This window comes from Pseudomyxococcus flavus (assembly GCF_050038885.1).
GTDB classification, from domain to species: domain Bacteria; phylum Myxococcota; class Myxococcia; order Myxococcales; family Myxococcaceae; genus Myxococcus; species Myxococcus flavus.
On the sequence record NZ_CP143624.1, the window covers coordinates 54067 to 67955 of the forward strand.

Here is a 13889-nt window from a genome sequence, read left to right on the forward strand (position 1 = left end):
GACCGCCACGCGTTGACCCAGTGACGATTCCCTTCACCGGCATCCTGCAATGGGGGGGAGCCGTCCATCCGCAGCGAGTGAGGTCCGAATGGCGCTGAGAAGGGCGTTGATTCCGGGGTGCGTGTTTGCACTCTTCTCGTTGGAAACCCTGGCACAGGACGCGAGCAGCACCGCGCCTGTTCCCCAAACACAGACATCCGCATCCGGTGTTGCGCCGCAATCCGCGGCACCGCCTGCGCCCGCTCCGGCAGCCACGGCGCCGGCCGCCGCTCCGGCACCAGCCACCGGGCGGACGGTGAAGGGGCGCGTCGCGGATCGCCTCACGAACGAGGGCCTGCCCCTGGTGCGCGTCATCATCAAAGGCACCACGCAGGGCGTGGAGACCGAGCTGGACGGCACCTTCTCCCTGCCCAACGTCCCCGCGGGCCCGGTGACGCTGCTCTTCTCCAGCCAGGATTACGGCGAGCGCGAGGTCCAGCTGGGCGCCAACCAGCGCACCGTGGAGGTCGCGCTCGAGAACATCTTCGCGGAGGAGATGGTGGTGGTGGGCCGCGCCAGTGAGGTGGCGCGGAAGAACCTGGCCAACTCCGTGGCCTCGGTGAACGCCGAGGAAATCAACCGCGCCCCCGCCCAGACGGTGGACCAGGCCCTCCAGGGCAAGGTCGCCGGCGCCAACATCCAGAGCAACGGCGGCGCGCCGGGCGGCGGCCTCCAGCTGCGGCTGCGTGGCGTGTCCACCATCAATGGCTCCACCGCGCCGCTCTACGTCATCGACGGCGTGCTCGTCAGTGACGTGGCCATCGCGTCCGGTGTGTTCGCCATCACCGAGTCCGTGGGCGGCGCCAACCCCAACCCCACCCAGGACAACCAGGTCAACCGCATCGCGGACATCAACCCCAACGACATCGAGAGCATCGAGGTCCTCAAGGGTGCCTCCGCCGCCGCCATCTACGGCTCCAAGGCCGCCAACGGCGTGGTCATCATCAATACCAAGCGGGGCCGCTCCAGCGAGCCGCAGTTCGAGGTGACCCAGCGCCTGGGCATGTACACCCTGGCCAACAAGCTGGGCACCCGCCGCTTCGAGAGCGTCGAAGAGGTCCGCGAGGCGTTCGGCGAGGCCGCGGCCCAGTACTACGTGCAGGGACGCAGGTTCGACCACGAGTCCGCGCTGGCCGGCCGCCGCGATTTGTCCTCGGAGACGCTGGCCAGCGTCAGCGGCGCCACGGGCAACACCAAGTACTTCGCCTCGGCGCTGGTGAAGAACGACGAAGGCATCATCGCCAACACCGGGTACGAGAAGCAGTCGTTCCGCCTCAACCTGGGCCAGAAGTTGGGAGACAAAGTCGAGGTCAACGTCGCCACCAACCTGGTCCACACGCTGGGCCAGCGCGGCCTGACGAACAACGACAACGCCAGCATCAGCAACTACATGGTGCTGCCGTACGCGCCGGAGTTCCTCCCGCTGGAGGCCAGCTCGGACGGCATCTACCCGGAGAACCCCTTCCTCCGGAACCGCGCCAACCCGCTGCAGACGGCCGCGCTGGTGAAGAACGACGAGGACGTGTGGCGCTTCATCGGGTCCGGCGACCTGACGTGGCACCTGTGGCAGACGGAGGCCCACCACCTGCGCGTGCTGGCCAACGCGGGCGTGGACCGCTTCCAGCAGGAGAACTCGCTCTTCTTCCCGCCCGAGCTCAACTTCGAGCCGCGGGATGACGGGCTGCCCGGCTCGTCCCTCTTCGGCACCAGCCAGGTGCGCAACCTGAACTCCGGCTTGAACCTGGTGCACACCTACAAGCCCGCGTCGCGCAGCCTGGTGGCCACCACGTCCGGCGGCGTCCAGTTCGAAGAGCGCAACATCGACTCCGTCTACATCGTCAGCAAGAACCTCAACGCCGGTCAGCCGAACGTGGACAGCGGCACCGTCGTCAGCTTGCGGCAGAACCGCTCGCTGGTGAGGGACCGGGGCTACTACCTCCAGGAGGAGCTGCTCCTGCTGGACGAGCGGCTGACGCTGGTGGGCGCGCTGCGCGCCGAGCAGAGCAGCGCCAACGGCAACCCCAACGCCCTGTTCCTGTATCCGAAGCTGGCCTCGGCCTACCGCGTCCCCTCGTTCCACCCGCTGGTGAACGAGTTCAAGGTCCGCGCGGCCTATGGCGAGACGGGCAACCAGCCGCTGTACGGCATGAAGTTCAACGGCCTGCGGGCCACCGGCAACATCGCCGGAAACCCGGGGCTGGTGGGCAGCGGCATCGCGGGTGACCCGAACATCAAGCCGGAGCGGCAACGCGAAATCGAAGCGGGCGTGGATGCCCTCCTGTTCGGCGGCGACGTGGTCGCGGAAGTCTCCATCTACCAGCGCAACATCAGCGATCTGCTGCTGCAGCGGGCGCTGGCCCCGTCCGGAGGCTTCACCACGCAGATCTTCAACGGCGGCTCGCTGCGCAACCGCGGCGTCGAGGCCATGCTCCAGGTGACGCCCTTCCGCGGCGGCTTCGAGTGGACCAGCGGCGCCACCTTCGCCCTCAACCGCAGCCGGGTGACGGACCTGCCCGTGCCCGCGTTCCTCACCGGCGGCTTCGGCACCAGCCTGGGTGCCTTCCGCATCGAGGAGGGCGCGACGGCGACGCAGATTGTCGGCAACGCGGGCGTCGACGAGAACGGCAACCCGATTGTCCGGAAGATTGGCGACACCGAGCCCACCTTCCGCATGTCATTCACCAACACGCTCAAGTACCGGGACTTCAGCCTGTCCTTCCTGTTCGACTGGCAGCAGGGCAGCGACATCATCAACCTGACGCGGTACCTCTTCGACGGCGCCGGGACGTCACCGGACTACGAGACGGCGGGACGCGAGCGGCTGGCGCTGCGGCGCACGCATGCGAGCGCGTACATCGAGGACGCCAGCTTCCTCAAGCTCCGCGAGGTGACGCTCATGTACAACCTGCCCCGGGAATGGGTGTCCATGATTCCCGCGGTGAAGTCGGCCCGGCTCAGCCTCAGCGGCCGAAACCTCCTCACGTTCACCGGCTACTCCGGGTTGGACCCGGAAGTGAGCAACTTCGGCAACCAGGCCATCGCCCGCAACGTGGACGTGGCCCCCTACCCCCCCAGCCGCAGCTTCTGGACCTCCATCGACGTCGGGTTCTGAACCATGACCATCCATCTGACCAAGAAGGCCTTCGTGGGGCTGTGCGCCGTCCTGAGCCTGAGCGGCTGCGGGAGCATGGACATCCCCGACCTGAACAATCCCAGCCTCGATGACTTCCGCGAGCGGCCCACGCGTCCCGCGGTGCTCACCGCCGCCACGGGCCTGCTCATCGGCCACCGCGCCGGCGTCGCGGCGCTCAACGGCTACGTGGCCCAGCTGGGCATCATCGGGCGCGAGGCGTACGTCTTCGACCCCGCGGACCCGCGCTCCGTGGACGAGCTGCTGGGACCCACCCTGGACCCCGGCGGCCCGGCGTTTGGCGGCAATCACTGGACCTCGCCCTACCTGAACATCCGCAACGCCAACGCGCTGCTCGACGCCCTGGAGAAGGTCCCCAGCACGTCGGACGCCGAGAAGGAAGGCATCCGCGGCTTCGCGAAGACGATGCAGGCCCTGGACTTCCTCGTGGTCGTCAACACGCGCGACACGAACGGGGCGCCCATCGACGTCAACCTCCCCATCGGTCAGCTGGCCCCCATCGTGGGCAAGGAGGCCGTGTTCGAGCGCATCGCCGCGCTGCTCGACGAGGGCCTGGCGCACCTGGACAACGCGGGCGAGTCCTTCGCCTTCCAGCTCAGCTCGGGCTTCGCTGGCTTCAACACGCCCGCGACGTTCCAGCAGTTCAACCGGGCAATCGCCGCGCGGGTGGCCGTGTACCGGGGCCTCTACCCCGAGGCGCTCACCGCGCTGAGCCAGTCCTTCCTCAACCCGAGCGCGCCGCTGGAGCTGGGCGTCTATCACTCCTTCGGGACGAACTCGGGTGACACCGACAACGGCCTCATCAGCGTCAACATCTTCGCGCACCCATCGATCGTCACCGACGCGGAGCTCCAGGATGACGGCGCCGTGGATGACCGCGTCACCCGCAAGCTCGTGCGCCTGCCCGAGGCCGCGACCGCGGCGGACGGGAAGCTGTCATCCGAGTGGGGCTTCCGCATCTACCCCACCAACAGCGCGCCCGTGCCCATCATCCGCAACGAGGAGCTCATCCTCCTGCGCGCGGAGGCCAACATCGGTGCCCGGAACTTCGGTCCGGCCGCGGACGACCTCAACTTCATCCGCACGAACTCTGGCCGGCTGCCCGCGCGGCTGGACATCGATGAGAGCAACGCCCTGGACGAGCTGCTGAAGCAGAAGCGGTACTCCCTCCTGTTCGAGGGCGGCCACCGGTGGATCGACCTGCGGCGCTATGGACGGCTCGGCACGCTGCCCCGTGAGTTGGATCCAGAAATCGCGCCCCATGAGCGCTTCCCCATCCCGGCGGCGGAGATGAACGCCCGGCAGTAGTCCCTCGTGAGCCGTCCTGGCTCCAGGCGCACGGCTTCCTCGCGCGCGCCTGGAGCCTCCGGCGCAGCCGCGACTCAGCGGCCTCGCTCGAGCCCGGCCCGCTCCGCCACGAGCGCGCCCAGCGCGGACCAGTCCAGGTCCCCGTGCCCCTGCGCGACGCCGCCCAGGAACTGGTCCCTCACCAGGCTGGCCAGCGGCATGGGCACCTCGGCGGCACGGGCCGCGCCCAGGGCGAGCTCCACGTCCTTGAGGCCCAGCCGCAGCTTGAAGCCCGCGGGCTCGTACTTCTCCTCCGCGATGAGCTTCGCGTAGCCCTCGAAGATGGGCGAGCGGGCGAACACGGACTGGAAGACGTCCAGGAACGCCTTCGGCTCGATGCCGGACTTGCGCGTCAAGGCGAAGGCCTCGGCGAGCGCCTCCATCATCGAGGCGATGAGGAAGTTGCCCGACAGCTTCACGACGCTGGCGGCCGGGGCGTTCTCCCCCAGCACGGTGAGCCCACGCCCCAGGGCCTCCAGCAGCGGGCGGCAGCGCTCCACGTCCTGCTTCGGCCCGGCGGCCACCACCCAGAGCTGCTTCGACGCCGCCGCGGCGGGCCGGCCGAACACCGGTGCCGCGATGTACCGCTGTCCCGCGCTCGCGTGGGCCTCCGCCAGCTTCTCGGACAGGGCCACCGAGATGGTGCTGGACGAGACATGCACGGCGCCCGGCGCCAGCCCCGCGAGGAGCCCGTCCTGCCCGAAGACGGCCGAGGACACGGCGCCATCGTCCGCCAACATGCTGAACACCACGTCCGCGCCGCGGGCCGCCTCCGCGGGCGAGCGGGCGACACGTGCCCCCTGGTCCTTCAGCGGCGCGGCCTTGGCCTCGGTGCGGTTCCACACCGCCAGCGCGTGACCCGCCGCGTGCAGGCTCGTCGCCATCGGCAGGCCCATGTTCCCCAGCCCAATGAATCCAACCTTCATGTGGGTCTCCTCCCGGAAGCGGTCCGGATAGTCCGCCCACGAAAGGCCCACCACCGCAAAGCGCGCGCCCGTCCAGGAGCGAACGCGCGCGCCCCCGGAAGGCGACCTACTCCGGACGGTCCTCGGAGACGTCCAGGCGCTCGAAGGCATGCCCCAGCGCGATGACGCCCAGGGCCACCTCCCCCACGAGGACGCCCGCCGCCGCGAGCGCCGCCACCGGGAGCGACCACGGCCCCAGGAACGCCGACAGCGGCAGGCCCACCACGAGCGCCACGAGGCTCGCGGGAATCAACCCCACCAGCGTCACCACCAGCGTGCCCACCACCGCGAGCAGGCGCTGCCCCATCGCCTCGAGCCCGCGCGCACGCTCGCCCGAATCCGCTGGCACCCACGCGGGGAAGAGCACCACCGCGGCGTTCTGCACGAAAAGCCCCGCCAGGGAGATGGCCGGGAGGAGCAATGCCAGCGCCAGGCCACCAGGCCACCACCACGCCCCCAGCCGGGGCGCCTCCACTCCCGGCCCCAGCACGAGCGCCACCGCCAGCAGCGCGAGCTGGAACGCCCCCACCGCCAGCGCGGAGGCCGCCAGCTGGGCCCGCACCACCTGCCGTCCCGTCAGTGGCAACGCGCGCAGCAGGTCCAGCTTGGGCAGGTCCATCCGCAGGTCCATGCGGAACGCGCTGGGCCCCACCACGGTCAGCGTCACCGCCAGCGTCAGCGCCACCGGCCCGAGCACCCGCCGCGTGTCCGTGAACATGCGCGTGTCCCCCATCATCGCGGCGATGGCGCCCCCCATCACGATGAAGACGAGGAACACCGCGAACCCGCCCCCCATCCGCTTGCGGGCAATGAGGTTCTTCCAGAGGATGGCCACCTCGGGGCGGCCCCGCGCCTGCAGACGGAACGGGGGCCGGCTCAGCGTCATGGCGCCCACGCGCGTCATGCGTCCCGAGGCCCGCAGCATGCGCTCGCGCGAGCGGGACTCGGCGCGCACCACGGCTGTCTCCTCGAAGGGGACCTCGGCCAGCAAGACCCAGGCATAGTGCGCCGCCAGCAGCACCAGCACGGGCGGCAGGGCCGTGAGGAACTCGCGCACGCTCTGCGCCAGCGCGGGCGCCACCAGCAGCTGCCCCGGCCACAGCACCGCGCCCACGCCCGGCGAGTCCATCAGCGCCTGCAGCCAGGCACGCAGGGCCCGCCCCGAGGACAGGTCCTGCGGTACCGGGTGCGCTCGCAGCGAGCTGAGCACCGCCAGCGCCACGAGGCCCAGCACGACGGCCACCGCGCCCCAGCGAATCACGCGGCCCCACGTACCTCGCGCGGCGAGCCGCGTGCGGACGAAGGACGCCGCCGTCGAGTGAAGGTAGAGCGTGCCCAGCGCCAGACAGGCCCCCACGAAGAAGAGCACCGGGTGCGGGCTGATGGTTCGCCCCAGGAACAGCGTGGCGAAGAGCGCGCCCAGCGTCGTGCCCAGGAGCCCTCGCACCAGCTTGTATTGAAGCAAGGCCCGACGGGGGATGGGCGCGGGGAAGAGCTGGACGACCTCCGTCTCGGAGAAGGTCAGCGAGGGCCTGTCCCGCCCCAGTACCCAGGCGGCGACGAGCGTCCCCAGGGCGGAGCCGACCAGGGACAGCTCGGCGAACAGCCGCACGCCCTCGGACACGCCGCCCACGGGCCCGCGGAAGTCCAGGCGCCGGAAGAAGACGGAGTAGAGGTAGGCCGCGCCCACGAGCGCGCCCAGGAGGTAGCGGGGCTTGCGCAGCCGCTCCAGTTGCCGGCGGATGCGGTTGCGCCAGGTTGCCGCCCAGAGAAAGGCCACCGCCCGCGGAAAGCTCACGGCGCCTGCGTTCCCGCGCTGGTGATGCGGACGAAGAGCTCTTCCAGGGACGCCTGTGCCTCATCCGCGCCGCTCAGGCGCGCGCGGATGTCCTCCAGGCTGCCCAGCGCCATGGCCCTGCCGCCCGCGATGACGAGCAGCCGGTGGCACAGCTCCTCCACCAGCGGAAGCAGGTGCGAGGACAGCACCAGGGCCGCCCCCTCCTCCGCCCGGCGCCGCAGCGACGCCTTCATCCGCCGGATGCCGATGGGGTCCAGGCCGGTGAGCGGCTCGTCCAGCAGGATGAGCTTCGGCGAGTGCAGGAAGCCACACGCGATGGACAGCTTCTGCTTCATGCCGCGCGACAGCTCGCCCGGCAGCGCCTTCTCCTTGCCGGACAGCTCCATCTCCTCCAGCAGCGCCCGGCCTCGCGCCTCCCAGTCCTCCACCCCGTAGAGGCGCGCCGTGAAGTTCAGGTGCTCCCACACCGTGAGGTACTCGAAGAAGCGAGGCTCGTCCGGCAGGAAGGCCAGCGCGCGCTTCGCCTCGACCGGGGCCTGTGCCAGGTCGTGTCCCGCGACGTGGACCCGACCCGAGGACGGCGGAAGGATGCCCGCCAGACACCGCAGCGTGGACGTCTTTCCCGCGCCGTTGGGCCCCACCAGTCCCAGGACTTCCCCCGGGGCCACCTCGAAGGTGAGCCCCTGCACGGCCTTCACCTCGCCGTAGGTCTTCTCCAGGCCCTCCACCCGCAGGACGGAATCCATTCGTGCGCGCTCACCTTCAATCCAACTTCAGCAGGTTCCGAACGGTATCCAGCACGACCTTCGCCTGCACGGGTTTCACCAGGTACGCGCTCGCGCCCAGCTTCATCGCGCGCTCCCGGTCCGCCGCCGCGCCCTCCGTGGTGACGACGATGATGGGCACGCTCCGGTGCTCGGAGGCCTGGCGGATGTGGCTGATGAGCTTCAGCCCGTCCATCAACGGCATGTTGATGTCGGTGAGCACCAGGTCGAACCGCGCCTGTGTCAGCTTCTTCAAACCCTCCGCACCGTCCTGTGCCTCGGTGCACACCACGCCCGAAAGCCGTTGCAGCGCATACATGATGCTGCGCCGCATCGCCTGCGAGTCATCCACCACCAGGGCTCGAATCTGCTGCGTCATGGGGCGCCGAGGTTAGCACCCACGGGCCGCGCCGGGCGCTTCAGCGCCGCCGCCGCGCCAGCGCCGCGATTGCCGCGCCGATGTCTCCCAGTGGAATGACGCGATTCACCGCCCCGGTGGCGATGGCCTCGCCCGGCATGCCGAACACCACCGAGGTGTCCTCGGACTGCGCCCAGACCTCGCCCCCCACGCGGTGGATTTCCCGTGCGCCCTCCGCCCCGTCGGCCCCCATGCCCGTCAGCACCACGCCCAGCGCCTTGGGGCCCAGCACCTGCGCCACGCTGGTGAAGAGGCGGTCCGCGCTGGGCGCGTACTTGTCCACGGCCGTGGGCGGAGGCGTGTGCAGCTCCAGCTTCGAGCCGCGCTCGGACACCACCAGGTGCCGCCCGCCCGGGGCGATGTACACGTGCCCGGGCTGCACCAGGTCCCCGTCCCTGGCCTCCGTCACCGTGAAGGGCCCGATGCGGTCCAGCCGGTCCGCGAAGGCCCGGGTGAACTGCGGCGGCATGTGCTGGCACACCAGCACGCACGGCGTTGGCTCCACGGCCAGGCCCTCCAACACCCGCTGCACCGCGGGCGGCCCTCCCGTGGAGGCGCCCACGGCCACCACCATGGGCGGCTCCCCCGCCACCGCCATGGCGCGCGCGCCGGGCGCCGCGTGCCGATGTCCGGGACGCATGTGCCGCGCCGCGCGCACCTTCTCCAGCAGCTCCCGCCGGAGCGCCTCCATGGCGTCGAACGTCGGCCGCGGCGGCTTCGCGATGAAGTCGAACGCGCCCAGGTCCAGGGCCTTGAAGACATCCGAGCGGTGCGAGTAGCTGGAGATGACGATGACGGGCGTGGGCACCGTGCGCATCAGCAGGCGGAGGAACGTGTAGCCCCCCAGCTTCGGCATCTCCAGGTCGAGCGTCACCACGTCGGGCTTCAGCTCCAGCACCTTCTTCAGCCCGTCCTCGCCGTCCACCGCATGCTCCACCACGCGCACGTCCTGCTCCGACTCCAGCATCGTGGACAGGGTGCGGCGGTTGTGGGCCGAGTCGTCGATGACCAGTACGGAGATGATGTCCTTCGGGCTCATCGGCGGGCTCCGTCGTCCAGCTCGGGCTTCCGGTACACCAGGTCCCCGCGCAGGTGAACGAACTCGAAGTCCGCGCCCAGGTTCAGGAGGTTCTCGGAGTGTCCCAGCAGCAGGTAGCCGCCAGGCACCAGCCGCTCCCTGACGATGCGCAGGAACTTCTTGCGCGCCGCCAGGTCGAAGTAGATGAGCACGTTGCGGCAGAACACCACGTCCATGCGTGGCACCAGCTGGCTGCCCACCTCGTCCAGCAGGTTGTGATGGCCGAAGGAGACCCAGGCCCGAACCTCGTCTCGCACGCGCACCCGGTTGTGGGCCAGCTGCACGAAGTGGCGCTCCACCAGCTCCGGCGAGGTGGCGCGCAGCGCGGACGGCCCGTACTCCGCGCGCCGCGCGATGGCCAGCACGCGCCGGGAGATGTCCGTGCCATGGACCCCCACGTCCCAGTCGTCGAAGCGGCGGCTGTCCTTGAGGAGCATGGCCAGCGTGTAGGCCTCCTCCCCGGAGGAGCAGCCCGCCGACCAGAGCCGGAGCCGCTTCAGGCGCGCGTTGCGCTGCTCCAGCAGCGGGAGCAGCTCGTCGGTGAAGGCCTTGAGCTGGGTGGGCTCTCGGAAGAAGTACGTCTCGTGCGTGGTGAGGGACTCGACGGCCGCCTCCAGCTCGGCGTGCCGGTTGGCGTCGTAGCGCAGGTAGCGGTGGTAGGCACCGTAGTCCGGCAGCCCGAGCAGCTCCAGCCGGGGCCACAGCCTGCGCTCCATCACGAACTTCATGTCCTCGTGCACCAGGATGCCGCAGTGCGAGTACACGTGGTCCCGCAGGAGGCGGAACTCCTCGTCCGACATCACCGGTCGCCCGTCGTCGAAGCGTGCCATGAGGCCCTCTCAGCGCCGCAACAGGCGTTCCACGGCGTCGGAGAGGGCTTGCAGCGCCAGGGCGTCCGACTCCGCCTCCAGCGCCTGGCGCGCGGCGGGCAGACAGTCCGGGCCCGCTGAGGTCCCCAGCACCCGCGCCGCCGCGGCACGGACGTCCCAGCTCGGATGGCGCAGCAGGGAGAGCGCCATCGTCACGCCGGCCGCGGACTCCGCCCCCGCGGTGAGGGCTGCCTTCACCACCTCCACGTCCGGGTGCCTCGCCGCCTCGCGCAGGACGCCCGGCTCCGCCGCCCCCAGCCTCGCCAGGGCCCGCACCGCCACCACCGCCAGGGCCCCGTCGGGGTGCCGCGTCAGGTCCACCAGCTCCGGGACTCGGTCCACGGCCCCGCTGGCGCCCACCGCCTCCACCGCGGCCACGCGGACGGAGAGGTCCTCGTCCCGCAGGACGGGCGACAGCAGAGCCCCCGCGTCCGGTCCGCCCAGCCGGGCCATGGCCCGGGCCGCCGCGATCCGCACCGGGACGGATTCGTCCGCGAGCGCCGAGCGCACCAGCTCCCGCCCGGCGTCCCCGTCCAGCTCGCAGGCCGCCATCACCGCCGCCGCGCGCCACCGCGGCTCCGCGGCTCGCGCGAGCCGTTTCAGCGTGGGCAGGGCCGGGACGCCGCCCACGCGAGCCAGCGCCACGACGGTCGCGGGCGTGCTCCGGCGCGCCACCGCGTCCTCCAGCGCGGCCAGCACCTCCGCCGGGCAGGTCTCCGCGAGCCCCGCCAGGGCGCGGATGACGGCCCCCTCCAATGGCGGCTCCAGCATCAGGTCCACCAGCGGCGCTACGGCCGTAGCCGAGCCCGTGCGTCCCAGCGCGCGCACCACCACCGCGCGAAGGTCGCCCTCCATCCACTCCAGCAACGCGCACAGCGGCGCCACCGCCGTCGCATCCACCAGCTCCACCAGCGCTTCGGCCGCCGCGGCCCGGGCCGGCAGTGACAGCTCCGGAAGGCGCTGGAGCAGCTCGCGCCCACCTTCCCGCCCCAGCCCATCCAGCGTGTGCAGCACCTCGCGAATCAACCGCGCCTCGCGCGCGCACTCCGCCACGGGAATGGCCAGCGTCGCATCGCCCAGAGACGCCACCGCCACCAGCGCGCCCGCGCACACCAGCGCATCCTCGGACGCCAGGGCGTCGGCCAGCCGGGGGCCCAGTGCAGGTAGCGGCCGCAGCGCCCGCCGCACCACGGCCTCGAGCGCTCCGTGCCCTTCGCCCTCCGCGCGCGAGGCCTGCATCCCCAGCGCCGACAACGCGGCCTCGCGCACCGAGCGCAGGTCCGACGTCAATCCCAGGCAGATGCGCTCGGTGGCCTCCACATCCAGGATGAGGCCCAGCATGCGGTAGGCGCTGCGCTGGAGCCGAGCGTCGCTCAGCAGCGACAGCACGAGGGGCAGCGGCGCCGCGTGCTGGAGCTGCGTCAGCCCCTCCAGCGCGGAGAGGCGGAGCAACGGCTCCGCGTCCTCCAGCAGCGTCTCCAGGGCCTGAAGCGCCTGCGCTCCGCCAATCCGGCCCAGCGCCTCCGCGATGGCCACGCGCACGTTCAGGTCCGGGTCGGCCAGCGCGCGGACCAGCGAGGCCTCCGCGCCGCGCTGCCCGAGCTGCCCCAGGATGTCCGCGGCGAACTTGCGCTGGTCCGGATCCGGGTGCGCCAGCAGGCCCAACAGGGGCTCCAGCGCGACGCCCCCCAGCCCCGCGAGCGCCTCGGCCGCCGCGTTGCGCGCCCCGGTCTCACCTCGCTCTCCGAGGACAGCGATGAGCCGGGCCGCCAGCTCGGTCGAGGCAGGCATCCGCTTGAGGGCCTCCGCCGCGACGTGCCGCACGCGCCAGCTCTCGTCGTGCAGGCCGACGACGAGAATCTCCAGGACACCCGCGGCACACGGGTCCAGCGCCTGGAGCGCGAGGTAGCGGGCCTCTTCCGCGACGGGCAGCTCGATGGGAGGGCTCATGTGTCGAAGACCTGCTCGGAGCCGGCCTGGAGATAGAACCAGAGCGCATAGGCGCCCAGGGCCGTGCCCAGGGGAATGTTGGGGAGGGCGAGGATGCCCAGCACGAGCGCCACCGTCCGCGCCCAGGCCTTGCGTTTCAGCAAGCCGATGCCGGTGACGACACCGGGCAGCCCCACCAGGGCGAGGCAGCCGCCGACCAGGGCTCCGGCGGCGACAATCAGCGCCCGCTCCTCCGGCTTCGCGCCAGGCACCACGCCGCCCACCACGCCGATGAACACGGCCACCCCCACCGCGACGAGCAACGAGAGCCCGTTGGTGACGATGAAGAAGATGCCGAGGTTGCGTCGGTGCTGCTCCAGTCCTTGATGGTCCACCGCAGTCCCCCCGATGTGGCCCTACACTGGCTTCCTGGTTGATTCGCGCTCCAGCTCCACCCGCAGCAACGCCTTGAGGTCCAGCAGCAGCCGCAGCCGATCCGGCGGCCCGCATACCCCCACCACGAAGGGCGAGTGGCCCGCCACCCGCAGCGCGGGCGCGGGCTTGATGTCCCCCCGCCGCACGCGCACCACCTCCGACACCCGGTCCACCTTCACCGCCACGCGGCGCATCCCCAGCTTGCACACCAGGAGCCGCGTCTTCGGCGTCTCCGGCCCTGGCGCCCCCAGGAGCCGGCATCGCAGGTCCACCACGGGCAGGATGAGGCCGCGCAAGTGGACCACGCCCTCCACGAAGGCCGGGGCATGGGGAATGGGCGTGATTCGCTGGAGCGGGAGGATTTCCTCCACCCGCATGATGTCCAGCACGTACTCCTCCGCGCCGATGAAGAAGGCGCACAGCTGCACCACCCGGTCGGCGGCCGGAGCCGTGTCATCCGGGAGGGCGAGCGGGCGCCGTGGCAGCAGGTTGACCGGGTCCTTCATGAGGCGAGCGCCTGTTCCGCGTCCAGGAGGATGTAGAGCGCGGGCCCGCGCCGGCCCATGCCCACCACGCAATCCCTGTCACCCACGCGCATGCCGGGTGGCGGTGCCTCCAGCATGGACGGCTTGAGCTTCACCACGCCCACCACGCCGTCCACCCACACGCCGGCCGGCCCCGTCTCCGTGCGCAGCACGAGGATGCGCGCGCTCCGAGGCGGCGTCGGCGCGTCCGGCCCCGCCACCAAGGGTGGGCGCTCGGCCAGGCGCAGGCGCACCTTGATGTCGTACACGGGCAGCAGCTCGCCGCGCAGGTTCATCACCCCCAGCAACTGGGGCTCCGCGCGGGGAATCTCCGTCAGGGGCGGCACCTTGGAGATTTCGCGCACCCCCCGGATGGGGACGGCGTAGCACTCGCCCTCGAGCTGGAAGGCCAGGTACTCCTCGGGGACCTCCTCGGGCGCGGCGGCCCTGCCGCCGTCACTGCCCGCCGCGAAGTCCTGAAGCCCGGCGACGTCCTCGTCCGGACGGTAGAAGAAGTCGTCGAGCAGTTCCGAGAACCGGGACACGGCACGGAAGGATAGCAGCCGGCGCGC

General features: G+C 71.2%; 12 protein-coding genes. 2 read left to right on the forward strand and 10 right to left on the reverse strand.

All coding sequences use genetic code 11. From position 1 onward, the window contains the following. Nucleotides 1–88: 88 nt before the first annotated feature. Nucleotides 89–3151, forward strand: a complete 3063-nt coding sequence (locus tag VZL07_RS00240; RefSeq protein ID WP_426753208.1) for a SusC/RagA family TonB-linked outer membrane protein — start codon at nucleotides 89–91, stop codon at nucleotides 3149–3151. 3 nt (nucleotides 3152–3154) lie between these two features. Further along, entirely contained in the window at nucleotides 3155–4498 is a 1344-nt protein-coding gene (locus VZL07_RS00245) for a RagB/SusD family nutrient uptake outer membrane protein (protein WP_426753210.1), read from the forward strand. Between the two features lie 74 nt (nucleotides 4499–4572). On the opposite strand, the gene VZL07_RS00250 is transcribed toward VZL07_RS00245, so the two are convergent. The 10 genes from VZL07_RS00250 to VZL07_RS00295 are packed head-to-tail and all read right to left on the reverse strand — an operon-like array spanning nucleotide 4573 to nucleotide 13862. Beyond that, a complete protein-coding gene (locus VZL07_RS00250; RefSeq protein ID WP_426753212.1) occupies nucleotides 4573–5517 on the reverse strand; it encodes an NAD(P)-dependent oxidoreductase in 945 nt (314 codons plus the stop codon). Between the two features lie 52 nt (nucleotides 5518–5569). Next, a complete protein-coding gene (locus tag VZL07_RS00255; RefSeq protein WP_426753214.1) occupies nucleotides 5570–7300 on the reverse strand; it encodes a putative ABC exporter domain-containing protein in 1731 nt (576 codons plus the stop codon). Continuing rightward, nucleotides 7297–8046 carry an ABC transporter ATP-binding protein gene (locus tag VZL07_RS00260; protein ID WP_426753216.1) on the reverse strand — a complete coding sequence of 250 codons (750 nt, stop codon included), beginning with the start codon at nucleotides 8044–8046 and terminating at the stop codon, nucleotides 7297–7299. Before VZL07_RS00260 ends, VZL07_RS00255 begins: the two co-directional genes overlap by 4 nt. 16 nt (nucleotides 8047–8062) lie before the next feature. After that, nucleotides 8063–8443 carry a response regulator gene (locus VZL07_RS00265; RefSeq protein WP_426753218.1) on the reverse strand — a complete coding sequence of 127 codons (381 nt, stop codon included), beginning with the start codon at nucleotides 8441–8443 and terminating at the stop codon, nucleotides 8063–8065. A 40-nt stretch (nucleotides 8444–8483) separates the two neighbouring features. Next, the gene (locus tag VZL07_RS00270; RefSeq protein WP_426753220.1) at nucleotides 8484–9521 is read right to left on the reverse strand and encodes a protein-glutamate methylesterase/protein-glutamine glutaminase; all 1038 of its coding nucleotides are present in this window, start codon (nucleotides 9519–9521) and stop codon (nucleotides 8484–8486) included. Then, on the reverse strand, nucleotides 9518–10390 hold the full coding sequence (locus VZL07_RS00275; RefSeq protein WP_426753222.1) for a CheR family methyltransferase: 873 nt from the start codon (nucleotides 10388–10390) through the stop codon (nucleotides 9518–9520). Before VZL07_RS00275 ends, VZL07_RS00270 begins: the two co-directional genes overlap by 4 nt. Before the next feature lie 9 nt (nucleotides 10391–10399). Further along, on the reverse strand, nucleotides 10400–12379 hold the full coding sequence (locus tag VZL07_RS00280) for a HEAT repeat domain-containing protein (protein ID WP_426753224.1): 1980 nt from the start codon (nucleotides 12377–12379) through the stop codon (nucleotides 10400–10402). Next, nucleotides 12376–12753, reverse strand: coding sequence for a hypothetical protein (locus VZL07_RS00285; protein ID WP_426753226.1), 378 nt, complete (start codon nucleotides 12751–12753; stop codon nucleotides 12376–12378). The genes VZL07_RS00280 and VZL07_RS00285 overlap by 4 nt, the downstream gene beginning before the upstream one ends. Nucleotides 12754–12774: 21 nt before the next feature. Further along, complete coding sequence (locus tag VZL07_RS00290) at nucleotides 12775–13299, reverse strand: chemotaxis protein CheW (protein WP_426753227.1); 525 nt, start codon at nucleotides 13297–13299, stop codon at nucleotides 12775–12777. Next, a complete protein-coding gene (locus VZL07_RS00295) occupies nucleotides 13296–13862 on the reverse strand; it encodes a chemotaxis protein CheW (protein ID WP_426753229.1) in 567 nt (188 codons plus the stop codon). Before VZL07_RS00295 ends, VZL07_RS00290 begins: the two co-directional genes overlap by 4 nt. Between the last annotated feature and the right edge of the window lie 27 nt (nucleotides 13863–13889).

Bases quoted from the DNA above. Each gene is read 5' to 3' on its own strand.
- VZL07_RS00260 (WP_426753216.1), bottom strand. From the start codon at position 8,046: ATGGATTCCGTCCTGCGGGTGGAGGGCCTGGAGAAGACCTACGGCGAG.
- VZL07_RS00245 (WP_426753210.1), top strand. From the start codon at position 3,155: ATGACCATCCATCTGACCAAGAAGGCCTTCGTGGGGCTGTGCGCCGTC.
- VZL07_RS00280 (WP_426753224.1), bottom strand. From the start codon at position 12,379: ATGAGCCCTCCCATCGAGCTGCCCGTCGCGGAAGAGGCCCGCTACCTC.
- VZL07_RS00275 (WP_426753222.1), bottom strand. From the start codon at position 10,390: ATGGCACGCTTCGACGACGGGCGACCGGTGATGTCGGACGAGGAGTTC.
- VZL07_RS00240 (WP_426753208.1), top strand. From the start codon at position 89: ATGGCGCTGAGAAGGGCGTTGATTCCGGGGTGCGTGTTTGCACTCTTC.
- VZL07_RS00270 (WP_426753220.1), bottom strand. From the start codon at position 9,521: ATGAGCCCGAAGGACATCATCTCCGTACTGGTCATCGACGACTCGGCC.
- VZL07_RS00290 (WP_426753227.1), bottom strand. From the start codon at position 13,299: ATGAAGGACCCGGTCAACCTGCTGCCACGGCGCCCGCTCGCCCTCCCG.
- VZL07_RS00265 (WP_426753218.1), bottom strand. From the start codon at position 8,443: ATGACGCAGCAGATTCGAGCCCTGGTGGTGGATGACTCGCAGGCGATG.